The organism is Microbulbifer sp. ABF4_148 (assembly GCF_056158985.1).
The window spans coordinates 2,586,832-2,611,044 of sequence record NZ_JBSWUI010000001.1 but is presented as its reverse complement, the minus strand read 5'-3'; the positions used below and the strand labels follow the sequence as shown (position 1 = coordinate 2,611,044).

The 24,213-nt window shown below is 56.7% G+C and carries 18 protein-coding genes; 6 read left to right on the top strand and 12 right to left on the bottom strand.

What is annotated here, in order from left to right:
- Together ACXAD0_RS11455 and ACXAD0_RS11450 are read right to left on the bottom strand one after the other, a co-directional pair.
- Positions 1-1,341 carry a Na(+)-translocating NADH-quinone reductase subunit A gene (locus tag ACXAD0_RS11455; protein WP_475088529.1) on the bottom strand — a complete coding sequence of 447 codons (1,341 nt, stop codon included), beginning with the start codon at positions 1,339-1,341 and terminating at the stop codon, positions 1-3.
- A gap of 365 nt (positions 1,342-1,706) precedes the next feature.
- Positions 1,707-3,170, bottom strand: coding sequence for a glyceraldehyde-3-phosphate dehydrogenase (locus ACXAD0_RS11450; protein WP_475090370.1), 1,464 nt, complete (start codon positions 3,168-3,170; stop codon positions 1,707-1,709).
- Between the two features lie 316 nt (positions 3,171-3,486).
- Here ACXAD0_RS11450 and mfd point away from each other — a divergent pair, with 316 nt between their 5' ends.
- The 3 genes from mfd to ACXAD0_RS11435 all read left to right on the top strand — a co-directional run bounded on the left by mfd (position 3,487) and on the right by ACXAD0_RS11435 (position 9,258).
- Positions 3,487-6,942 (top strand): transcription-repair coupling factor, encoded by a 3,456-nt coding sequence (gene mfd / locus ACXAD0_RS11445; protein ID WP_475088528.1) that lies wholly within the window; start codon positions 3,487-3,489, stop codon positions 6,940-6,942.
- Positions 6,943-7,001: 59 nt separating this feature from the next.
- Positions 7,002-7,865: a CsiV family protein gene (locus tag ACXAD0_RS11440; protein WP_475088527.1), complete on the top strand. Its 864-nt coding sequence runs from the start codon at positions 7,002-7,004 to the stop codon at positions 7,863-7,865.
- Between the two features lie 157 nt (positions 7,866-8,022).
- Positions 8,023-9,258 (top strand): DUF819 family protein, encoded by a 1,236-nt coding sequence (locus ACXAD0_RS11435; protein WP_475088526.1) that lies wholly within the window; start codon positions 8,023-8,025, stop codon positions 9,256-9,258.
- Positions 9,259-9,576: 318 nt separating this feature from the next.
- On the opposite strand, the gene ACXAD0_RS11430 is transcribed toward ACXAD0_RS11435, so the two are convergent.
- From ACXAD0_RS11430 to ACXAD0_RS11410, 5 genes are all read right to left on the bottom strand, one after another.
- Positions 9,577-9,789, bottom strand: coding sequence for a cold-shock protein (locus ACXAD0_RS11430; RefSeq protein ID WP_475088525.1), 213 nt, complete (start codon positions 9,787-9,789; stop codon positions 9,577-9,579).
- Between the two features lie 269 nt (positions 9,790-10,058).
- The gene (locus ACXAD0_RS11425; RefSeq protein ID WP_475090369.1) at positions 10,059-11,174 is read right to left on the bottom strand and encodes a mechanosensitive ion channel family protein; all 1,116 of its coding nucleotides are present in this window, start codon (positions 11,172-11,174) and stop codon (positions 10,059-10,061) included.
- A 161-nt stretch (positions 11,175-11,335) separates the two neighbouring features.
- Positions 11,336-12,364, bottom strand: coding sequence for a beta-N-acetylhexosaminidase (nagZ, locus tag ACXAD0_RS11420; RefSeq protein WP_475088524.1), 1,029 nt, complete (start codon positions 12,362-12,364; stop codon positions 11,336-11,338).
- 126 nt (positions 12,365-12,490) lie between these two features.
- The gene (locus ACXAD0_RS11415) at positions 12,491-13,120 is read right to left on the bottom strand and encodes a TetR/AcrR family transcriptional regulator (protein ID WP_475088523.1); all 630 of its coding nucleotides are present in this window, start codon (positions 13,118-13,120) and stop codon (positions 12,491-12,493) included.
- Between the two features lie 243 nt (positions 13,121-13,363).
- Positions 13,364-14,005: an LOG family protein gene (locus ACXAD0_RS11410; protein WP_475088522.1), complete on the bottom strand. Its 642-nt coding sequence runs from the start codon at positions 14,003-14,005 to the stop codon at positions 13,364-13,366.
- Between the two features lie 236 nt (positions 14,006-14,241).
- Here ACXAD0_RS11410 and lexA point away from each other — a divergent pair, with 236 nt between their 5' ends.
- Entirely contained in the window at positions 14,242-14,847 is a 606-nt protein-coding gene (lexA, locus tag ACXAD0_RS11405) for a transcriptional repressor LexA (RefSeq protein ID WP_475088521.1), read from the top strand.
- A gap of 239 nt (positions 14,848-15,086) precedes the next feature.
- On the opposite strand, the gene ACXAD0_RS11400 is transcribed toward lexA, so the two are convergent.
- The 4 genes from ACXAD0_RS11400 to ACXAD0_RS11385 all read right to left on the bottom strand — a co-directional run bounded on the left by ACXAD0_RS11400 (position 15,087) and on the right by ACXAD0_RS11385 (position 19,362).
- Complete coding sequence (locus ACXAD0_RS11400) at positions 15,087-15,344, bottom strand: hypothetical protein (RefSeq protein ID WP_475088520.1); 258 nt, start codon at positions 15,342-15,344, stop codon at positions 15,087-15,089.
- Between the two features lie 65 nt (positions 15,345-15,409).
- Complete coding sequence (locus tag ACXAD0_RS11395) at positions 15,410-15,892, bottom strand: DUF6586 family protein (RefSeq protein WP_475088519.1); 483 nt, start codon at positions 15,890-15,892, stop codon at positions 15,410-15,412.
- Positions 15,889-18,606 carry a type I DNA topoisomerase gene (gene topA / locus ACXAD0_RS11390; protein ID WP_475088518.1) on the bottom strand — a complete coding sequence of 906 codons (2,718 nt, stop codon included), beginning with the start codon at positions 18,604-18,606 and terminating at the stop codon, positions 15,889-15,891. Before topA ends, ACXAD0_RS11395 begins: the two co-directional genes overlap by 4 nt.
- A 246-nt stretch (positions 18,607-18,852) precedes the next feature.
- A complete protein-coding gene (locus ACXAD0_RS11385; RefSeq protein ID WP_475088517.1) occupies positions 18,853-19,362 on the bottom strand; it encodes a hypothetical protein in 510 nt (169 codons plus the stop codon).
- Positions 19,363-19,556: 194 nt separating this feature from the next.
- Between ACXAD0_RS11385 and ACXAD0_RS11380 the strand changes: the two genes are divergently transcribed.
- Positions 19,557-19,994 carry a universal stress protein gene (locus tag ACXAD0_RS11380; protein WP_475088516.1) on the top strand — a complete coding sequence of 146 codons (438 nt, stop codon included), beginning with the start codon at positions 19,557-19,559 and terminating at the stop codon, positions 19,992-19,994.
- Positions 19,995-20,060: 66 nt separating this feature from the next.
- Here ACXAD0_RS11380 and ACXAD0_RS11375 read toward each other — a convergent pair whose 3' ends face one another.
- Positions 20,061-21,953 (bottom strand): ATP-binding cassette domain-containing protein, encoded by a 1,893-nt coding sequence (locus ACXAD0_RS11375; protein ID WP_475088515.1) that lies wholly within the window; start codon positions 21,951-21,953, stop codon positions 20,061-20,063.
- 199 nt (positions 21,954-22,152) lie between these two features.
- Here ACXAD0_RS11375 and ACXAD0_RS11370 point away from each other — a divergent pair, with 199 nt between their 5' ends.
- Positions 22,153-24,156 (top strand): transglycosylase SLT domain-containing protein, encoded by a 2,004-nt coding sequence (locus ACXAD0_RS11370; protein WP_475088514.1) that lies wholly within the window; start codon positions 22,153-22,155, stop codon positions 24,154-24,156.
- The last annotated feature ends 57 nt before the right edge of the window (positions 24,157-24,213 follow it).

Here is a 24,213-nt window from a genome sequence, read left to right as displayed (position 1 = left end):
TTAACCCTCCTTCTCAATACGGGTCAGGTTGTCCCGCAAAATGGGACCGTACTCGTACTTGCCCGGGCACACGAAAGTGCACAGCGCCAGATCCTCTTCGTCGAGCTCCAGGACACCGAGCTGCTGGGCAGTCGCCGTGTCGCCAACGATGATAGAACGGAGCAGCTGGGTCGGCAGGATGTCGAGCGGCATCACCTTCTCATAAGTACCGATCGGCACCATCGCGCGCTCAGAACCATTGGTGCTGGTCGTGAAATTGAACAGCTTGTTCTTGAACAGGCGAGAGAGATAGATGGGGAAGATCGAGAAGCGATCATTACCCGCACGCAGATAGTGCAGGAACGGACGCTCCAGGCCTTCTTCCAACACGCTCACCTGGTTGTCGTAGCGACCCAGATAGCCCAGCGGACCTTCTGCAGTACTACCGCCAAACACGGAGCCAGACACGATTCGGTTGTCATCACCTTCCAGCTCGCCAGCGGTCATCTCTTCCAGGCTCGCACCCAGACGAGTGCGCAACAGGCGAGGATTGCTGACGCGAGGGCCTGCGAGTGAAATGACACGATCAGTAAACAGCTGGCCAGTCGCAAACAGTTTGCCGACCGCAATCACATCCTGGTAACCAATTGTAAATACCATACGGCCAGGCTTGACCGGGCACAGATAGTGAACGTGGGTACCGCTCAGACCGGCCGGGTGCGGGCCAGCAAAGGCTTCACGACGAACGCTGTCAACGCTTGGCAGCGGGATATCGGCATCAGGCGCGGTGCAAACAAAGGTTTTCGGCGCCAGCTTGGAGAGAATCTCAACACCCTGGGCAAAGGCATCGCGATGCTCAGCGATAATGAGCGCCGGGTCTGCCGCCAGAGGATTGGTATCCATGGCATTGATGAACAGCGCCTCCGGCTCTGCATCCAGTGCCGGCACCTTGCTGAACGGACGGGTGCGCAGCGCGGTCCAGAGACCAGACGCGATCAGGTTCTCGCGAACCTGCGCGTCCGTCAGGCCGGACAGCTGGTCAGCAGAATATGAGGCAAACTGCTCGGCTTCATCACCATCCACTTCGATAACCACAGACTGCAGTACGCGACGGGCGCCGCGATTGATCGCTACGACGCGGCCGGCAGCCGGTGCGGTGTAACGAACCCCTTCAGTCTTTTTATCGGAAAACAGCAGCTGCCCAAGTTTGACGCTATCCCCTTCTGCCACCGCCATGGTCGGCTTCATCCCGTGATAATCGGGGCCGAGCACTGCGACGGTCTTGAGTGCAGGACCATCATGGATGACCTGCTCGGGCGCGCCGGATATGGGTAAATCTAACCCCCGACGGATCTTTCTCATACGCCTATGCCTAAGTTTCTAGTTTAAAAATCTAGTGGACATGACTGTCGGGACACTCCACACCACAATCGGCGTGAGGCCGGAAGACATGCCCTGAAATGCTGGCTTAGGGAGGACTTATACCGCTGTACCCTGAGGTTGGGCAGAAGGATGCTACTGCTCGGCGCACGGTAGCCCACCAAAATCGCGCGCATTATAAAGATGGGCAGAGGGGTTTACCAGTGCAGAAGTGGCCGAAATGGGCCAAGATGAGGAAATTTTTACTGAAAAAACAGAGGGTTGGCGACACCTTGAACAGTGGACCGCCTAATTGGGCGATCCACCCTGGCAACAGGCGGGCGACCCCAAAGCCGCCCGCAGTCACTTTAGTCCTGCTTGGGGAACAGGTTGTAACGGACGCCAGCCATATCTTCCAGGCAGCGGACTACCTGACAGCTATAGCCGAACTCGTTGTCGTACCAGCAGTACAGGACGGCGTTATTGCCATCGACAATGGTCGCAATGGAGTCGAACACGCACGCGCGACGGGAGCCAACGAAGTCGCAGGACACCACTTCCGGAGAATTGGTGTAGTCGATCTGCTGGCGCAGCGGCGAATGCAACGCGACATCGCGCATGTACTCATTCAACTCTTCCTTGGTGGTTTCCTGGCCCAGGCGCAGATTCAGGATCGCCATGGAGACATTCGGGGTCGGAACACGGATCGCGTTACCAGTCAGCTTACCCTTCAGCTCAGGCAGCGCTTTGGCCACCGCCTTGGCGGCACCAGTCTCGGTCAACACCATATTCAGGGCAGCAGCACGGCCGCGACGCTCGCCCTTGTGGTAGTTGTCGATCAAGTTCTGGTCATTGGTGTACGCGTGAACAGTCTCAACGTGACCGTGGTCGACGCCGTACTTGTCCATCATTGCCTTCAGCACCGGCACAATGGCATTGGTGGTACAGGATGCGGCAGACAGGATCTTGTCTTCCGGCTTGATCTCGCCATTGTTGATGCCGTAAACGATGTTTTTGATGTCACCCTTGCCCGGTGCAGTCAAAATCACCTTGGAGGCTCCCGGAGACTCCAGGTGCTGGCCCAGGCCCTCTTCATCACGCCACACGCCGGTACTGTCGACGATGATCGCGTCATTGATGCCATGCTCGGTGTAATCCACTTCCTGAGGGCTGTTGGCGTAGATGACCTTGATCTCGTTGCCGTTACAGATCAGGGAGTTGGTTTCCTCGTCGACACGAATAGTGCCCTTGAATGCGCCATGTACAGAGTCGCGACGCAACAGAGAAGCACGCTTTACGAGGTCATTGGGCGCCTTGCCCTTGCGCAGCACAATCGCACGCAGACGCAGGACATCGCCGCTACCCGCCTTGTCGATCAGCAGTCGCGCAACCAGGCGGCCGATACGACCAAAGCCGTATATCACGACATCCTTGGGCTGCGGCAGCGGAGTGCCGGCACCAATCGCATCTGCCAGCTCACGCTGAACAAAGTCCTCTACGGACAGGCCGCCATTCTCTCGCATGAATTTATTGGTCAGGGTGCCCAGGTCGATATGCACAGGACCCAGATCCATCTTGCAAATCGCCTCCAGTACCGGGAAGGACTCCCATTCTGACAGCTCGTTTTCCTCGACCTGACGCACAAAACGATGCGCCTTCATAATGCTGAGCACAGACTGGTTGACCAGGTTGCGGCCATACATATAGATCCCGACATTCCGCTCTCGATTGAGCTTGCCGATCATGGGGATCATGGATTCCGCCAGCGCTTCGCGCTCTTTCCAGTCCTTGAAAAAATCTGCGGGCTTGGGTCGCTTCTGAGTCACAGTCAGACACCTCTGCATTGTGTTGTGTAGGCAGGTCTAGCGCGGCAAAAATCAAGTTATCAGGCCGCGTGGCTGCGCATTATCAGCATTCACCAAATGGCGCGCAACTGGCCTAAAAAACAGCAAAAAACTGTAGTAAAACTACTAAATTACGCACCGGCCAAGCGCACAATGACTACAAAAATTTAGCAGGCGGGAAGAGGCCAACCAGACAAATCCGTGGATGCCATATCGAGCATACCTGTACCTTCATTCCCGGACCGGTACAATAGCGGCCCCCGGGGCACCAATCCCCCGAAAACACGTGGAAACTAAAGGTAAGATGAGTAATTTATCCCCCCTCTCACCACCGGCATTCAAGCGCTCAAGTGACCGGCAGTATTGGGGCAATCTACACGGCGCCAGCGCCGCTCTGGCGATTCTCAGCCGCGCCCGGAACAATGAAAGTCCTACCCTCATCATCGCCCGCGATAGTCTCGAGGCGCATCGGCTGGAGACCCAGCTGAAATTTTTTGACAACGCTGGTGAGATGGAAATCGTCCATTTCCCCGACTGGGAAATCCTTCCTTACGATACATTTTCGCCTCATCAGGACATTATCTCTGAGCGTCTGGCGACGCTATACCGGTTACCCACTATGGGGCGCGGCATTGTCATTGCACCGGTCAGCACCCTGATGCATCGCCTGCCACCGGTGGAATATGTCAGCGGCAATTCTCTGGTGCTTGCGGAGGGACAGACCTTTGATTTGGCCAGTCAGCGCCGGGCACTGGAACAGGCTGGATACCATTGTGTCGACACGGTGTACGAGCATGGGGAATTTGCCGTTCGCGGCTCACTGATGGACATCTTCCCGATGGGCAGCCCCCTGCCCTTCCGGATTGACCTGTTTGATGATGAGATCGAATCCCTGCGAACCTTCGACCCGGAGACCCAGCGCACCGTCGACCGCGTTCAACAAGTCAACCTGCTTCCCGCACGCGAACTGCCAATGCACAAGACTTCCTTGGCAGAATTTTTCGGTCGGTGGCATGAGCAGTTTGATGTGGACCCGAGCCAGGTGCCGATCTACCAGGATGTCAGTGCCGGCATCGCGCCCGCAGGAATCGAGTACTACCTGCCGCTGTTTTTCGACCACTGCTCAAATATTTTCGAATACCTACCTGAAGGCAGCATCGCGTTTCTTCAGGGTGACATCCAGCAACCGCTGGAGAATTTCTGGCGCGAAGCGAGCAACCGCTATGAAAGCCGCTGCGGCGACCTCACCCGCCCCATTCTGCAGCCGCGCCAGATTCTGCTGGATGCCTCTGAATTCAATGGCGCACTGAAAGCGCTGTCACGGGCAATTTTTGCTCCAGAAAAACTGGAGGAAGCGGAAGGCAACTACAACTTCGCGACCAGCATCCCGCCCAAGTTGCCCGTCGATAGCAAGGCCCAGCAGCCACTGAATGCGCTGGAGAGCCACCTGATGCAGTACGAAGGACGCGTCCTTTTCTGCGCGGAAAGTGACGGGCGCCGCGAAGCCCTGCTCGATTTACTCAAGGGCATTCGCCTGAAACCCAAGGCGTTCCCTGACTGGCAGGCATTCAAGGACAGCACCGAGACCCTCGGTATCACCACGGCGCCCATCGACCAGGGCCTGGTACTGCAGGATCCAGAGTTGATGGCTATCGCCGAGCCTCAGCTGTTTGGCGAGCGAGTACTGCAGCAACGCCGTCGACGCAAAGCCAAGGAAGATGCCGACAACGCAATCAAAAACCTGGCGGAGCTGCGCCTTGGTACACCGGTTGTGCATATTGATCACGGCGTAGGCCGCTATCGAGGATTGCAACACCTCGAAATCGACGGACAGCCCGCAGAATTCCTGACACTGGAATATGGTGACGAAGCGAAACTCTATGTACCGGTCGCGAGTTTACATCTGATCAGTCGCTACTCTGGTGCCGATGAAGCGCTTGCGCCCCTGCACAAGCTAGGCAGTGAACAATGGCAGAAAGCCAAGCGCAAAGCGGCAGAGCAGGTTCGCGATGCCGCGGCTGAACTGCTGGATATTTATGCACGCCGCGAAGCACGTGTTGGACATGCTTTTGCCGATCCGGGGACCGCCTACCGCGAGTTTGCTGCAGGCTTCCCCTTCGAAGAGACACCGGATCAACAACTGGCGATCGAAGCGGTCGTCGGAGATATGTTGTCGGACAAGCCAATGGATCGATTGGTTTGCGGTGACGTGGGCTTCGGCAAGACGGAAGTGGCAATGCGGGCCGCCTTTGTTGCCGCCCATGCAGGCAAGCAGGTCGCCATGCTGGTACCCACCACCCTGCTCGCCCAGCAGCATTTTCAGTCTTTCCAGGATCGTTTCGCCGACTGGCCTGTGCAAATAGAAGTCATTTCGCGTTTCCGCAGCAGCAAGGACATCGACAGCGTCAAGCAACGCCTGTCGGAAGGAAAAGTCGACATTCTGGTCGGCACCCATAAATTGCTGCAAAGCGATATGGACTTCAAAAACCTGGGCTTACTCATCATCGACGAAGAACACCGCTTTGGTGTTCGGCAGAAAGAGCGCCTGAAAAGCCTGCGCTCCGAAGTTGATATCCTCAACCTGACCGCCACGCCCATTCCGAGAACACTCAACATGGCAATGGCAGGCATTCGAGATTTGTCCGTGATCGCGACGCCGCCTGCAAGGCGCCTCTCAGTAAAAACCTTCGTTCGCCAACGCGACGATGCGCTGATCAAGGAAGCCGTGCTACGCGAAATCCTGAGAGGCGGCCAGGTATATGTCCTCCACAATGAGGTCAAGAGTATCGAGCGTGCAGCACGAGAGCTGCAGGAATTGATTCCCGAGGCCCGGGTTGGCATCGGACACGGACAAATGCGCGAACGAGAGCTTGAGCAGGTCATGAGTGACTTCTATCACAAGCGATTTAACGTTCTGGTTTGCACCACCATTATTGAAACCGGAATCGACGTCCCCAACGCCAATACCATACTGATCGAAAGGGCCGACAAATTTGGCCTGGCGCAGTTACACCAGTTGCGCGGACGTGTCGGCAGGTCGCACCACCAGGCCTACGCTTATCTGCTCACGCCGACTCGAAAAGCGATGACCAATGACGCCATTAAACGACTGGAGGCAATCAGCGAGGCACAGGATCTGGGGGCAGGCTTTACCCTGGCTACGCACGATCTCGAGATCCGGGGCGCCGGCGAGTTACTCGGCGAAGAACAAAGCGGCCAGATTCAGAGCGTTGGCTTCACACTGTACATGGACATGCTCGATCGTGCAGTGAAAGCGATTCGCGCGGGCAAGACCCCCAACATTGACGAGCCACTGGAATCCCCGGCCGTTGATGTCAACCTGCGCGTACCGGCGCTCATCCCCGACGACTACCTCCCTGACGTTCACAGCAGGCTGATGATGTACAAGCGCATTGCCAACGCCAAAGACAGCAGCGAACTGAAAGAACTGCAGGTTGAGATGATCGACCGCTTTGGCCTCCTGCCTGAGCCGGTAAAGCAACTGTTCCGCACCACCGAAATCAAACTGCAGGCTGATCGCATGGGCATCCGCAAGCTCGAGGCCTCTGCGGTGCGCGGCCGGATCGAATTTGGCGAAACGACCTCAATAGACCCTCTCAACCTGGTCAAGCTGGTCCAGACACAACCTGGCAGATACCAGCTTCAGGGTGCCAACCAGCTCAATTTCTCACTCGATGAGGGCACCGCCGACCAGCGACTGGACCAGGTTTCAGGTGTGTTGGAGCGACTCGCACAGTGATAGTATCTGGCAAGGACCCTTTGCCGGGCAGCGCTCAGAGCAATATAGAAGAACGCAGTATGAAAACGACCCGAATTGTGAACCTGTGCACAGCGATCCTGCTAACCCTGTGCACCCTTCCCGTCACAGCCGCCGATTACGCCGGCACCACCTTCGAAATCGAAGTGGTGGTATTCAGCCGAGCCCAGGGTATGGAGCGGTCACGGGAAGACTGGCCAATGAATCCCAGCCTGGCGTATCCATCCGAATGGATTGATTTCACGAGCACCAATCCGGATGGGATTCCACTACTGAGCGAGACACCCACCCGCCTGGATAACAAAGTCGCGGCGCTACAGCGTGGCGGCGAATACCGAGTCCTGTTCCACAAATCCTGGCAACAGGTCCTGGAAAACAAGCGCAACTCACCAGCGATACTGATCCGCGGCGGACAGGCGATCGACGGCCACACTGAGCTTGAGGGCAGCATCACCGTGAGCGTGGCGCGCTACCTGCACATTGCGACGGATTTGTGGTTGAGCGAATTCGCCAATGGCGGTATCGCCGGCAGCCCCGCAATGCCTTCTGATGGCGTCTTGCTGCCGCCTGTGCCCACGCCGAAGCCTCAGGTATATCCGCCTCAGGCAGCATCGGATGAACCACTTGACCTGACGCCAGCACCCGCACCACAGGTGGCGCAACCGGAGTCCATCAGTCCGATGCCAACGCTTCCCCTGGCAGCACCCGAAACCCCCGATCCTGTTTACGCAACGCGGGTAGCCACCCTGAAGGAAGAGCGGCGCCTGCGCAGCGGAGAACTGCACTATATCGACCACCCGGCAATTGGCATCCTCGTGGAAATCCGGACGGTTGAGCAGCCATCCAAAGACCAACCGGCAGAGCAGCAATTGCCCGCTCCGCAGGCGGCAGGAGACACCCTGTAACCGCCTTCCGATAGCCTCGTTAGCGGATTTCCCTACAGGCTCACCTGGCGTGAGCCTTTGCCCCAAGACGCGTTGCAAATCCCCAATCCAGCCGTAGTCGCTGGCCCAGCATTGCGGCGCGATAACGTATTTTTAGCAGCACTTAACAAGAATAATCATGATCACAAATGACGCCATTATCCTGGGAATGCTCGCAGCCATTCTCGGCCTCGTGTTCCACACAGCCTCCAGCGAGCACCGCTTTTGGAAGCGCTTTTACCGCTTCGTGCCCGCCCTCCTGCTGTGCTATTTTCTCCCGTCCCTACTGACCACTTTCGGTCTCATTGACGCACACAATTCAAAGCTTTACTACGTCGCTTCTCGCTATCTGCTTCCCGCCAGCCTTGTGCTGCTTTGCCTGAGCATCGACCTGAAAGGGGTAATCAACCTGGGGCCGAAAGCGCTCATCCTGTTTCTGACAGGTACCATCGGTATCGTGATCGGCGGCCCGATCTCGCTGCTGGTACTGTCGTGGCTGGACCCAAGTTTGCTGAATGGCAATGGACCTGACGCAATCTGGCGCGGCATGACCACGGTAGCAGGGAGCTGGATCGGCGGCGGTGCGAACCAGGCCGCCATGAAAGAAATCTATCAGGTGGGAGATCAGGTGTTTTCCGCCATGATCGCGGTCGATGTGATTCTGGCGAATGTCTGGATGGCGATACTGCTGCTGATGGCAGGCAATGCAAAGCGCCTCGATGCCGCCCAGGGGGCCGACACTTCGGCAATCACTGCGCTGCGTGAGAAGGTTGAGCACATGCAGAAGAAACATGCGCGCATCCCTACCCTGCAGGATCTCATGCTGATTGCTGCGGTTGGCTTCGGTATCACGGCCATCGCCCATGCCGCGGCAGACCAGCTGGCACCCTGGTTTCAGTCCAATGCGCCCCAGCTCAGCCGATTGAGCCTCACCAGCCATTTCTTCTGGCTCATCATTATTGCCACCGCTCTCGGTGTGGCGGCGTCTTTCTCTCCGGCCAGGAAGCTCCAGGGGGCAGGCTCCTCAACAGTGGGCTCCGTATTCATCTATTTCCTGGTGGCGACAATCGGCACCCACATGGATATCAAGGCAATTGCAGACAGCCCCAAACTCTTCGTACTGGGGGCAATCTGGATGGCGATACATGCCTCACTGATGCTGCTGGTCGCTCGTCTGATTAAGGCTCCCCTGTTCTTTATGGCGGTCGGCAGCCAGGCGAATGTTGGTGGCGCCGCTTCCGCACCGGTGGTGGCCGCCCAATTCCATCCCTCGCTGGCCCCCGTGGGTGTGCTGCTCGCGGTACTCGGTTACGCGCTGGGCACCATTGCCGCCTGGTTCTGCGGCCAGCTACTGCAAATGGTCGGGGCGGTTTAGCCGATTCGGCTTCGGTACCAATCCATGGCAAATCGGCTCCTCGCGGGGGGCTGATGTGCCATGTCCGTTGCTTGCTCCCAGCGGGTTTGACGATCTAAAAACTGCAGAGACGAGAATCGCGCCAGATCACTCAACACAGCAGCCAATGCAACCGGTCAAAGCGACGTCAGTAGCCAGAAAGCGTGAGCAACGATGGATTAGCGATGCGAGACCGCATCAAGACAGGAAAAGGAAAGCGTGCGCCCAAGACAAGGGACGCGGAACAACAGGCGATGGCCGACCCTGGGGCCGACCGAGCCTGAGATCTTTCAGGGAGGGTCAGACGGGAACGACGTCTTCCGCCAGCAGCCCCTTGTCACCCTTCTGCATTTCAAACTCTACAGACTGCCCTTCGTTGAGGGTCTTGTAGCCCTCTCCTCGGATACTGCGGTAATGCACAAAGATATCTTCGGTTCCTTCACCACAGGTGATAAAGCCATAACCCCGGGCGTTGTTAAACCACTTCACAGTACCGGTAACGCGATCAGTCATTAAAACAACCTCATTATTGTTATTGCGCTTGCCGAACGTTGCGGCTCGCACTACTCCATATCCAGCGGCTTATCCCAAGCCAACTGTTTACCGCGTAAAAAGCGGCTACCCCTTTAAATCACTCACAGATTCTTAGATAAAATGACGCCACTGTCTAGGTTTCTCTGTGAAATTATTACTACGAGAAATGTGAATTGCGCAATAAAACATCAGTATACGGTCGATCAACGCGCCTAAGCTGTACTATTGTTCTAATCTGTCATTCCGGACTACCGCGCGGATCCTTCCACTTGCGCTAACTGCAGCGCCTCGGGAACCTCTGCGATGTGCAGCGTAGAGGTTGGGAACGCACACGATGCACCATGCCCCTCCACGATCTGGAGGATCAACAGCAGAATCTCCTGCTTGATCTCGTGGTAACGCACCCAGTCTGTCGTCCGCGTAAAGGTGTAGACAAAGAAATCCAGTGACGAGGGGGCAAAGCTGTTGAAATTGACGATCAACGTCTGATTGGTATCGATTTCGGGGTGGGACTCCAGCATCGCCTTCACATCGTTAACGATTTTTGCCATCAACGGTGCATCTTCATAGCGAATCCCGATCGTCTCGTAGATGCGCCGATTGAGCATACGCGACGGGTTTTCGACCGATATCTGATTGAAAATCGCGTTGGGGATATACAGCGGTCGCTTGTCGAAGGTACGAATTCGGGTGAGACGCCAGCCAATGTCCTCAACTGTACCCTCAATTTCCTTGTCCGGTGAGCGCACCCAGTCACCCACGGCAAACGGACGATCCAGATAAATCATCAACCCGCCAAAGAAATTCGCCAACAGGTCTTTCGCCGCGAAGCCAACCGCTAGGCCACCAATGCCTCCAAACGCGAGCACACCGCTGATGCTATAACCGAGATACTGCATGACGACCATCGCGGTCGTGATAAAGATCGAGGCCCGAACCAGTTTTCCGATCGCTCGCACCGTCGTCGCGTCCATGGGCTTGCCCATGTATCGCGGATCGCGCAAATTCTCTTCAACATTACGCGTAAAGCGCAGGGCGAACCAGGTGATCACCAGGATCACACCAATCTCACGCACCGGCTCCGCCAATTCGAAAACGGCCGCTCCAGTCGCCCTCCCCGCGCGCTCGGCCGCAAGCGACAGGCCCAGTAACCAGATCAGCGCCGAGGCGGGAGGATTGATGGCACCGACAAGCGCATCGTCCCACGCATTAACGGTACGCTCCGCACGTTGCTTCAATTTGAGTACAAAACGACCAAACATCCAGGCGGCAAGCGCCGAAGCGAACACCATCAGGAAAATGGTGATAATCCACACCCTCTGATCACCAAACCAGCCTGCCAGCGCGGCCTGTAACGATTCCAGCACAACCCCTCCGTCAGTCAGGAACTCCCTGACACCAATAGCTCAGGCCCGGCTGACAGGCCGGGCCGAGTAACAGCAGAAATATTTATTGCGAATGCGAGGCTATGAAATGGGCGGGTTGCGGTCAATATCAACAACAACCAATCGCCGGCCCGGCGGCTTCACTGAGCGCTGGCCAGCAGATGATCCAGCCAGCCACGAGTCTCAAGCCAGCGCGGGCTTTTGACCAATTCCTCCCAGGAAACTCCATCGCCCCGGGCTTGCATTCGCTCCAGTCGGCGTACCGACTCGGCGGGCTGTTCGAAGCCTGTCAGTGCCTCTGCACATGCCAACGCACCAGCACGATTGTTACACACAATCCCCATATCGCAGCCGGCATCCATCGCAGCGCGGATACGCGCGGCATAACCGCCGGCAGCACCCGCGCCCTCCATCGACAGGTCATCACTGAAGATCACCCCTTCAAACCCCAGGCGCCGGCGCAAGACTTCCTGCAACCAATAGGGCGAAAAGCCGACAGAGAGCTGATCGACCTTAACGAAGCGGATATGCGCCGGCATCACGGCATCCAACTCGCCCGCGCGAATGCACTCAATGAACGGCAACGCATCGGTTGCAAGCACAGTTTCCAGATCTCGCTCGTCTTCCGGGAGCTCTTCATGACTATCTTCCAGCACATGTCCGTGGCCGGGGAAGTGCTTGCCCGTCGTCGCCATGCCCGCTTCGTGCATTCCCTGGATAAACGGACGAACGATCTCTGCCAGAGCGGCAGGGTCGGAACAAAAACTACGATCGCCGACAATGCGGCAATGCTGGTCATCTGCATCCAGAACCGGAGCGAAACTGAAGTCCAGGCCGTGTGCAATCAGCTCCGAAGCGAGCAGCCAGCCGACATCCTGGAGCTGCTGATGTGACGCATTCCGGACGAGCCGCTGCATGGATGGAATGCGGGTGAATCCGTCTTCCTTGAAGCGTTGTACCCGCCCACCTTCCTGATCGACGGCGATGAGTATCTCGGAGCGCTCGGCACGGATCTCCGCGACCAGTTCGGCAAGCTGCTGCCGGCTTTCAAAGTTCCGTGCGAAAAAGATAAGGCCGCCAACAACGGGGTTCCTTAGTAGCTCCCTGTCTTCAGCGACCAGGCGCGTACCTTCTATGTCCACCATCAACGGACCGATATTCCCAGCCATAGCATCCTCTCAAAGTCTGGGTGACAACCACGGGCGCGGCCGACAAGCAGAAAGGGCAACCGCTTACCTTTCCTTTCGCTCACCCGCCCGACCTTTCTCTGCCGCGCGGAGCCTTGCGAGCATAGGTTATTTTGGCGCAGTCAGCATAGCGCCGGCGACTGGCACCATGCGGTCCAGAGTTTCCTCCAGGCTACTTTCGGCACCGAAATCCTCCCTGAGGATAGCGTCGATGGCGTCAAAGCTCGACAAACTGAAGATTGTCGCGCCGAGCATGAAATATAGGCGCCAGTAGAACGTGACCGGATCCACTCCGGGCAACGCCTGGGCAAGCAGCCCCGCGAACCGGCGGTAAGTATTGCCGTATTGACTGACGATAAATTTGCGCAGATGCCCCTGATACTGGGTATAGGCAAGTCCTAACAATCGCATAAAGCGCTGTGGATCCCGGCCCTCCTTAATCAGGCTCGCCAGACCACCGCTGTAAAGACTCTGAAGCAGCCCCTCTACTTCGATGTGTCCGGCCTGCTCCGCGCGGCGATTGAGCTCCTCTTCGAGACGGGCGGTAAACGGGGTAAGAAAACGCTCAAAGACTGCCTGAATGAGCTCCTTCTTGGACCCAAAATGGTAATTCACTGCCGCCAGGTTCACACCAGCCGTACTGGTGATCGTCCGCAAAGAGGTTTCGGTAAATCCGCGCTCAGCGAAAAGCACCTCGGCAGCGTCGAGGATTCTGCTGACGGTATCTGTCTGGGCCATGAGAATTCAAACCAACAATTAAAACGCTCGTTTTGATTCCGGAGGTTAGCATAATTCCCCTGACTGGCATCCTGTAGATTTGTGCGCCGCCACACCGCTTTTGGGATGCCCGACCTACCTATAGCCCCGTATTAGCGTAATTTTTACACAAAATTAACAATTAACAGATGATTTTCACTAGCCCGGTGACAACTTTTGAAAAACGAGTCACTTTCGTAATTGAATGATGAAGCCCGTCCGTGCTCACATCTCACACGTCTGCATGTATTCAATGATGATGTCAGCCGCCTCATCCACGGTGTCGACCAACTGAAACAGCTCCAAATCTGAAGAGTCGATGCACGCGCGTTCAAGCACCGTATCTATCAGCCAGCGATGCAGGCCCGACCAGTACTTCTTGTCTACGAGCACAATGGGAAACTTCTGCACTTTTTTGGTTTGCACGAGAGTCAGTGCCTCGAACAGCTCGTCCAATGTGCCGTAGCCCCCGGGCAGACCCACAAAGCCCACCGCATGTTTGACGAACATAAACTTGCGAACAAAAAAGTAACGAAAGTTCAGGCTGATGTCCTGATAGGGATTTGGTACCTGCTCAAAAGGGAGTTCGATATTCAGACCGATGGAAATCCCCTCATGCGGAAACGCCCCGCGATTGCAGGCCTCCATCAGACCCGGCCCTCCCCCGGTCATGACGGGAATACCTTTCGACGCCAGCAGCTCACCGAGACGCATGCCCTGCTGGTACTCGGGACTCCCCTGTGGAAATCTTGCACTTCCAAACACTGTCACCGCGCACTTCAATGCAATCAGGCGCTCTATTCCATCCACCAGTTCGGACTGAATCCGCAGTACGCGCCAGGCTTCCGGCATTTTTGCATCAAGCATTACGATCGTCCCTGTATCCGCTAAAAATGGGGTTCTGGTGCGCCGTGAGACTCCACTTGTCATAAAAGTAGCAGCATTTCACCCGCGGCAGGCAGGGATTGCACCGCAACGGTTTCTGTATATAATCACAGCACCTGTATAAAAATACAGACCACTATCGAGCGTCTGACGCTCTGCATTTTGATGTCACCGATGCAGTTTGCGCAGATACGCCCAAGGGACGACGGGAAACGATTATGACCAATCTCACCGCGCGACAGGCTCAAGTACTTGAACTGATCAAAAGCCACATGGATGAAACGGGCTACCCACCCACCCGAGCCGAAATTGCGCAGCAATTAGGTTTTCGCTCTCCCAATGCCGCGGAAGAGCATCTAAAGGCACTCGCTCGAAAAGGTGCGATTGAAATGGTCGCCGGCGCCTCGCGCGGGATTCGAATCCCCGACCACCAACCAGGCCTGCCGATTATCGGACGTGTTGCAGCGGGCAACCCAATCCTCGCGGAATCCAATATTGAAGACTATTGCGATCTCCCCTCAGATTTCTTTCACCCACCCGCGGATTATCTCCTGCGAGTGCACGGTATGAGTATGCGCGACGCCGGGATCCTTGATGGGGATTTGCTCGCGGTCCAGCGTACCGATCAGGCGCGTAACGGACAGATTGTCGTAGCCCGAATTGAAGACGAAGTCACAGTGAAGCGGTTCAGGCGCAAAGGCAATCAAGCCACGGTGCAGCTGCTTCCCGAAAATGACGAATTCGATATTATCCAGGTCGATATGCGGGACAAGCTATTTGCCATTGAAGGGCTCGCGGTGGGCGTCATCCGACAGACTCCCTGAGCATCCCCGCCTGGGGCCTCAGGGCCCCATCTATCTCCACCCCAAGCGCCTCGCGTCATTATTGGCTACCCGTCGGAATTGCGTCTGGCGGAAGTCAGAACCACAGCCTGAACATTGCGCATCGCTATCGGCGCGCATTAGTCAGAAACGAAAAGAAAAATGGGACGAGAGAAGTCGAACCACCAAGGCCTTGGTGCGGAAGCTATAGTGCCACCCAGCCCTGGTTTATTGCGGGGGGATTAGTGAATGGTGTGCGAGATCGGCTCAGGCTCTTCCTCGTCGAAAAACTCTGCAGACACACTGTCTAAATTTTGCACAGCATCAATTCCGGCTTCGAGCATGGCCCTGGCCACGGCAATTTTGTGCTCACGAAGAAAATCGGCGCTCATCTCGGAAAAGTGGATACGTACGAGCGGCTCTTCACCCTGTGCACCCGCCCGGCGCAGAGCGACATCACCGTTCGCCAGCTCAATGATTTCAAAAGTCTCGGAGGACATGCACTTCTCCCTCAGCGTCAATTTTCCCGCAGTGTACCACAGCAGGAGTCATCGCGCTTAAGAAGCTACCACTCCTGGGACTGTGCGCGATGGCGGGTAACCAGCTCGTTCAATGCACTACGCCACTCTCTAAGCACCCCGGCATTGAGTTCAGGCGCAGGCCTGGAAGACACCGCAATGATATCCCCACCGGCTTCAGCCGCCGCCGAATCCCCTCCCTGAAACTGCCAGAGCGATTGCCAAACGGCATTGAGCTGACTCAGCCAACTGTCGGGCTCGGATAGCAGCAACCGCATTTCCTGTGCTTCAGCGCTATAGGTGCCGCGCCTCTCAGCAGCACTCGCAAGCGCTTCTGGCGTTTGCGGCTCTTCACCCAGCTGCAATTGAAACGCCGTCTCCGCGAGAAAGGACTGCACCCCCCGCCACAGGTGGAGCACCACCGCCTCCTGTAAGGCCTCCGCTTGCAGGCGGGGCCCAGCTTCAAGATCCAGCAGAAGCTGGGCTTTCCTCAGGGCAGCGGCAACACTACCGGTATACGGATTGCTCACTTGGATTTGGACGCGGCTTTTTTAGGTGCCGCTTTCTTTTTCGGTGCCGCTTTCTTGGCAGCCGGCTTTGCCTTGCTGGCCGCTTTACCCGTCACCTCACTCTGCCACTTGCCATCTCGATAGAAAGCCCGCCATCCGGTGGCCTTGCCCTCTTCTTCTGACTGAACGTACTGCTCCTGCGTTTTGCGGCTAAATCGAATCACCGTATCGCGACCCTGATCATCCTCTGCGGGCGCAGAAAACAGGAAGCTGTACTTCGGATCAATCTCCGACTTGTGCGGCAAAATTTCTTTCACCAGCGGTGCTCGCGTCTCGCGATTTTTCGGAAACTGGCTGGCAGCAAGGAAAAGCCCGGAGGCCCCATCCCGCAGGATGTAATGGTCATCTACCTTCTGGCATGCCAGTTCAGGCATCGGCACAGGGTCCATTTTGGGCGGTGCGGGCTGACCGTTCTTCAGAAGCTTGCGCGTGTTCTTACAGGACTCATTGGTACAGCCGAAGTATTTACCAAAGCGGCCGGACTTCAGCTGCATGTCGCTGCCGCACTTGTCACATTCAATGACAGGGCCGTCATAGCCCTTGATTTTGAAGGTACCCTGCTCCACCTCATACCCGCTGCAATCCGGGTTATTGCCGCAAATATGGAGCTTGCGCTGCTCATCGACCAGATAGCTGTCCATCGCGGTACCGCATTTCGGACAACGGCGCTTGTCCCGAAGCTGGCGGGTTTCCGCGTCTTCATCCTGGTCTGCATCGATAGCCTCGTCTCCGGAGACGAGGTTCATCGTATTGGTGCAGCGCTCTTTGGGCGGCAAACCGTATCCGGAGCAACCGAGAAATACGCCGGTCGAACCTGTACGAATTTGCATATGGCGACCGCACTTGCTGCATTCGATATCGGTATCGGTGGGAGAATTGCGGCGCATTCCTCCCTCTGCGGACTGTGCCGTTTCGAGTCGGCCAGAGAAATCTTTATAGAATGCATCGAGAAGATCCTTCCAGCCTCGATCGCCATCAGCGACCTCGTCCAGAGACTCTTCCAGGCTCGCGGTGAAGCCATAATCCATCAGGTCAGTGAAACTCTCGCTGAGACGATCGGTCACGATATCGCCCATCTTCTCTGCGTAAAAACGCCGGTTCTCGAGGCGGACATAGCCCCGATCCTGAATCGTCGAAATAATCGACGCATAAGTGGATGGACGCCCGATACCGCGCTTTTCCAGCTCTTTCACCAGTGCAGCCTCGCTAAATCGCGCAGGCGGCTTGGTAAAGTGCTGCTTGGGATCCAGCTTCTGCAGTGCCAGTTTGTCCCCGACCTTGACGTCAGGCAGCAGCATATCCTCATCTTTTTTGCTGGCAGGTGGGGCCACTTTGAGGAAACCGTCGAATCGAATGACACGACCACGGGCACGCAATTCAAAGTCGCCCGCGGATACAACGATCGACGACGACGTATATTGAGCCGGTGTCATCTGGCACGCCACGAACTGCTGCCAAATCAGGTTGTAGAGACGCTCTGCATCGCGCTCAACGCCAGAAAGCATATTCGGCTGCACTCGCACATCGGACGGGCGTATCGCTTCGTGAGCTTCCTGTGCGCCTTCTTTGCTGCTGTAGCTAACCGGATTATCGGGCAGGTATTTGTCGCCGTAATTCTCCTGAATAAAGTCGCGCGCCGAATCGACAGCTTCCTTACTCAGATTGGTGGAATCGGTCCGCATATAAGTGATGTGGCCAGCTTCATACAGCCTCTGGGCCAGCATCATGGTTTTCTTTACGCTAAATCCGAGGCGATTGCTCGCCGCCTGCTGTAGCGTTGAAGTAATGAAAGGGGCTGAAGGCTTGGAGCTGGTCGGCTTGTCATCGCGACCCGAAACAACATACTCGCAGCCTTGCAGCGCAGATACTGCGGCACTGGCCTGAGTCTCATTGACTGGCTTGAAGGCACTACCAGATTGTTTTTTAACCTCAAGCCGCAGCGGATTCGCCTTGGCAGTTTGAGTATCCGCAAACAGGGTCCAGTACTCTTCCGGGATGAATGCACGAATTTCTCGTTCACGCTCCACCACCAGCTTAACCGCGACCGACTGCACCCGGCCGGCAGAAAGACCGCGGGCCACTTTCTCCCAGAGCAGTGGGGAGACCATGTAACCCACGATACGGTCGAGGAAACGACGCGCCTGCTGTGCGTTAACGCGATTAATATTCAGGCGTCCAGGATCCTTGAACGCCTCCTGAATCGCGGACTTGGTGATTTCGTTGAAGACAACACGGCGATACCGCGCATCATTCCCACCAATGGCTTCTCTGAGGTGCCAGGCAATAGCCTCTCCCTCGCGGTCCAAGTCCGTTGCGAGATAGATTTGGTCGGCATTCTCGGCCAGCTTGCGCAACTCGCTGACCACCTTCTCTTTACCCGGGAGAATTTCGTAGTGGGCATCCCAGTTGTGATCCGGATCAATCCCCATCCGTCGAATCAACTGCTCACGATTCTTTTTGCGCTTGTACTTCTCTTTCGCTTCCGGCGAGAGCTTGCGGGTCTCCGCGGCACGACGTGCCCGCTCTTTTGGATCGACCGGCTGCTTGTTACTGCCTGCGGTGGGCAAATCCCGAATATGGCCAACGCTGGACTTCACAACAAAGTCCTTACCGAGGTACTTGTTGATCGTTTTGGCTTTGGCCGGGGATTCGACGATAACCAGTGACTTACCCATAACTGCCTGATTTTAAAAGGATTTCTCTCAAGTCTCACCACCCGGCAAAAGGCCTTCTGGCGGACCGCAATGCGCGAATATATAAGCCCCGCTCCGGGCCGGGTCAAGCGAGGAGGTCAAATTACTTTTCTTTTTTTGCAATTCAGACCGTGCTTTTTGGCGACATCCGGATGCCTTTTGCGACCAGTTTTTCACCGGTTCGACACTTCCCAATCCGCCGTTTCGCCACCTGGGCCAGCACGCTTGTCACGCCTGGGACCGAGGGCGAAGCGTGGCCTCTATTTCGGGCCGATATTTCGCCAGAGACGCTTCAAGCGCCTGGACAGCGGTCTCACCGCCGATCTCCCGCCACTGAATACCGAGCCCAGCCTGAAACGCTGATAGTGCGACAGCGTCCGCCGGCAATTCGTTCAATAATTGCAGCAGTATGGGCCACGCACCTTCGGGCGCTCGTTCACGGCCCACCCAATCCCACTTGCCGTCAAAATGCATCTCATGCGACATACGCTGTACTGCCAGAGACCAGCCCGTGTGCAACTTGCGGGCGTCACCCCAGCGCGCAATATAAAAAGCCGCCGAGCCATCGCCGCACGCAGGTGGTACGGAAGACATCTGGACAATCAGACCCTGTTTCGCTGCATGCTGGCGCATTGACGCAAGTCTGCGCTGACGATCCGTGGGCCGCAGCCAAAAAATCGGTCCAATGACCAGCGCAATAGCCAGTGCAATGATGACAATCGGCCACCATCCCCCCATGTGAACATCCTCATACAAATAAAATATTTAGTGCCAATTCTGCCCTGCGGGCATGCATCCGTGTCAATTGAATTGAATTACATTAGACTCTCTTGAGCAGGAGCCCGCCATTGGAACGCCCCCTTGCCTTGATCGCAACAGGGACGTGGCCTAACGACGCAGCCCCAGGGATACAAGCAAGGAGCCGAGCCCGGATGCCAAACTACAAAAAGATACTCGTCGGTTTGGACCTGTCTGAAGACTCAAGCCAGGTTTTGCACAAAGCGGAGGAAATCGCCAAAGCGTTTGATGCTGAACTGAGCCTTTCCCACGTAATCGAGCCGCTGACGTTTGCCTACGGTGGCGACATTCCCATGGACCTTACCGAGGTCCAGGAGCAACTCCAAACCCAGGCCAAGGACCAGCTCGCGAAAGCCTCAGGCCCCCTGGGCATTCCCGAGGAACGCCAACATGTCGTTCTCGGCCAGCCAGCCTCAGAGATTCACCGGCTCGCCGAGGAAATCGACGCGGACCTGGTCATTATCGGCAGCCACGGTCGTCACGGTCTCGCACTACTGCTTGGATCCACAGCAAATGGGGTACTGCACGGCGCGGGCTGTGATGTGCTGGCAGTCAGGGTGCGCCAGGAATAAGCCCAACTTCGCTCAGACACCCGCTCCGCGGCGCGCTCTCGAGAGAGCGCAATCCCGTTGGCGGCGTCAGCCCCCCTCGTCCAGCTCCGCCCATCGCTCAAAGGCAGCTTCGAGCTCTGCCTGCCGATCAGCCAGCACCCGCAATCGCTGGTCGACGATTTGGGGATCTTGCTGGTAAAAACCCGGGCCCGCGACTTCTTGCTCGATCGCTGCGATCTCAGTTTCCAGTGACTCTATTTTTCCTGGCAGGCTGTCGAGCTCGCGCTGAAGTTTGTAGCTGAGCTTTTTTGTTTTCTGGCGCTCCGGCTTTCCCGCTTCGCTTTTCGGCGATTCCTTTTCGCCAGTGCCATCGGCGCCATCAGCGACTGTCGTCCCGATACCCGACTGTTTGATTTTGTCGAGAAATTGACCGCCCTGACGGATAAAATCGGCGTATCCACCAACATACTCGCGTACGCGACCGCCCCCCTCAAAAGCCAGACACGAATCCACCACATTATCCAGAAACGCACGATCGTGGCTGACCAGCAACACCGTTCCTTCATAATCCAGTAGCAGCTGCTCGAGAAGCTCCAACGTCTCGATATCGAGGTCATTGGTGGGCTCATCCAACACCAGAACGTTGGCGGGCTGGCTGAACAGCTTCGCCAACATTGCACGGTTTCGCTCTCCACCGCTGAGTGCTTCAACCCGGGTACGGGCTTTTAATGGCGAAAAAAGGAAGTCGGCCAGATACGACATGGCATGGCGGGTGCGTCCGCCCACGGTAATGGACTCGCGTCCCTCGGCGATATTGTCCAGTACGGTAAGGTCCGGATTCAGCTGGTCTCTCCGCTGATCGAAATATCCCACCTGCTGGCGAGTGCCGAGGCGAATGCGCCCTTGCAGCGGCTCAATTTCACCCAGCAGTAATCGTATGAGGGTACTTTTCCCAACCCCATTTGGACCGATCAAGCCGACCTTGTCACCACGCATCAGGGTAAAGTCCAGGTTCTGGATCAAGGGGTCTTCACCCGGATAGCCGAAGCCAACCCCCTTGAGCTCTGCCACAAGCTTCCCGGAACGTTCCCCTGCATCCACACTGAGCTTCGCAACGCCCTGGCGAGAACGCCTCGCTTCGCGCTGGCGTCGCAGGTCCTTCAGCGCGCGCACCCGTCCCTCATTGCGGGTTCGCCGGGCTTTGATTCCCTGACGGATCCAGGTTTCCTCCTGCGCCAACTTGCGATCGAACAGCGCCTCGTGACGCGCTTCTTCTTCAAGCAGCTTTTCTTTCTGGTCGAGAAAGCGGTCGAAACCACATTCAAATTCACGCAAGTAACCACGATCGAGATCCCACACCCGGGTCGCCAGTCGCTGTGCCAGTGCCCGGTCATGCGTCACAAAGAGAAGCGCCCCGCGAAAGCTGGCCAGGAAGTCTTCCAGCCATTCGACCGCGGCGATATCCAGGTGGTTTGTCGGCTCGTCGAGAATCAGGAGATCCGGCTCTACAACCAGCGCCCGCGCGAGCGCAGCGCGCCGCTGCCATCCTCCCGAGAGGTCCCCAACGACGGCGGAAGGATCCAGCCCCATTCGATCGATAATGCTGTCGATCGCAGGCATTTTGTCCCACCCGTGCGCCTCGTCAATGCGCTCCTGCAGGTCTGCACAAGGATCATCCCTATAGGACGCCAACCAACTGCCCACAGGACCCAGACCCTCAGCGACAAAGCGATAAACCGGATCCCTGGACGACGATGGCAGCTCCTGGGCGAGCTCTGTACATACCAGCCCGCTCGCGCACACGATTTCGCCGGAGTCCGGCTCGGTGTGGCCGGCAATCAGCGAGAGCAGGCTCGATTTGCCTTCGCCATTTCGGCCCACCAGGCACACCCGGTCTCCTCTCGCGAGTGAGGCAGAGCCTTCATCTACAAGCACTTGGGCGCCATAGCGCAATGTCACGGATTCCAACTTGAGCAACATAGAACAACTACAATATTGAATAGGTACCAGAAAATGCTGTAGGCCAATTGACGCCAGGGTAATTGGCGCAGTATTCGACTAGTACACAGAAGTTAACAAAGCTTTATTTTACGCTTTATTCGTCGCTCCGAGCAGGCCACATTGCCCCAATGTTCACTGCAGCGTACGAAAGCCTAAAGCCGTCAATCGGGTGATATGGATGTCGATTGCACAAACTGGACGCGCTCTTGCGCTATTACTCGCGTTGGCTTCCTCCGTCTCGCTGTTCATTACCACTCCCGTACCTGCACAGGCCTCCGAGAACGATAGCCAGCGCAAGGCGGAGAAGGCTGTGGCCCAACGGGCTAAACTGCAGCGGGCCCGCGAGGCCATTGCCCGCGGCGATCGGAAAACCGTCGCGCAGATAAAGAAAGAGCTGGGCGACTATCCGCTGTTGCCGTACATAGAGTATTGGGACATCAGTCGGCGCATCTCCCGCCTGCCCTACCAGGACATCGACCGGTTCATCGAGCAGTACCAGGACACGGCGATTGGTGACTGGATGCGAGTACGGATCCTGCGCGAACTGGGGAGCCGGGACAGATTCCGAAAGTATCTCGAATACTACGACCCTGAAAAAATCCGGCGCACCTCACTGCGCTGCTACTACGCGGATGCGCTGTCACGGCACGGCAATAAAGAGGAAGCCTATAAGCTCGTAGAAGACCTCTGGCTGGTGGGGCGGTCCCAGGCTGACGAGTGCGACCAGGTATTCAGCCGATGGATCAAGGATGGCGGCCTGACCCAGGAACTCGCCTGGCAACGCCATCTGCTGGCCGTCAAAAACAATAACATCGATCTGGCCAAATACATTGCTCGTCGCATGGATCCAAAACATGCCCGAATGGCCACCCTACTCCGGTCGGTTCACGCCAAACCCAAACAGCTCACAGATGCTTCTCGCTTTGTCAAAGAGCAGCCAGAATATCGCGACATCGTCCTTCATGGCCTGCATCGCCTCGCCCGGTTGGACGCCAGCGCTGCGGATGCTGCGTGGCAAAAATTCGAGGCGAGCTTTCTGTTTTCCGATGAGGAGCGCGATGGCCTGATTCGCCAGCTGGCCACCCAGTATGCGCGCCAGGATGATACGGAGGGCCTGCGCCGGCTGATAGATCGTGTTGAGAGTTTCGCTGACACACGCACTATTGGCTGGCTCGCCCGCCAGGCTATGCGGGAGATGGACTGGGAACAGGTCGAATTCTGGATCGATCGATTGCCGGAGAGCGAGCAGGAAAAGGACGTCTGGGTGTACTGGAAAGCCCGTGTCATCGAAGAACTTTACGGCAAAGGTAAAGCAGATGAGGCCATCGCGCTGTACAAAAAGGTAGCCGCAGAACGCAGCTACTACGGGTTTCTTGCCGCCGACACCCTGGGCTTGCATTACAGTTTCGTCGACCGTCCGGCACCCATCACCAGCGAGCAAGTCACCGTAATGGCACAGCAACCCGGAATGCTGCGCGCCCAGGAACTGCAGGCGATTGGTGAGCTCTATCACGCGCGTCGGGAGTGGGACTATGCCACACGGGGGCTACCGCATTCCGGGCTGCTGTCCGCTGGCAAGGTGGCCAGCTCCTGGGGCTGGTACCACAAGTCAATCCAATCGGTGCTTGCCGCCGAATACCTTGATGATCTGGAGCTGCGCTTTCCCCTGGCATTCTCGGACATCGTGGCCGACGTGAGTCAAAAGATTGGCGAATCAACCGCCCTCGATCCGTATCTGATCTACGCCGTCGCACGCCAGGAGAGCCATTTCAATCACGATGCAAAATCACATGCCGGTGCTTTGGGATTGATGCAGTTGTTGCCATCGACTGCTCGCGCAACGGCGAAGCGCGCCGGCGTCAAATACCGACGCAGCTGGGATCTACTCAGTCCAAGCACGAATATCGCATTGGGTAGTTTCTATCTGAAAACCCTCCTGAAACGATTCGATAATAATCGCATATTGGCGGCCGCCGCCTACAATGCCGGCCCCACCAGAGTAGCGCGCTGGCTCAAGGAAACGGAAAGCAAGCTGCCCTATGACGTTTGGATCGAGACAATCCCGTATCGCGAGACCCGTAAATACGTTCAGAATGTCCTCGCCTACTCGGTAATTTATGCGTACCGAAGTGGGACACAAGCCCCATTACTCCGAGAGAACGAAGCCGCCAGTAAACTATAAATGGACGAATGCGCCGCTTGCTGGCGCACACTGGAGAGAAAGGAAAACGAAACGCTG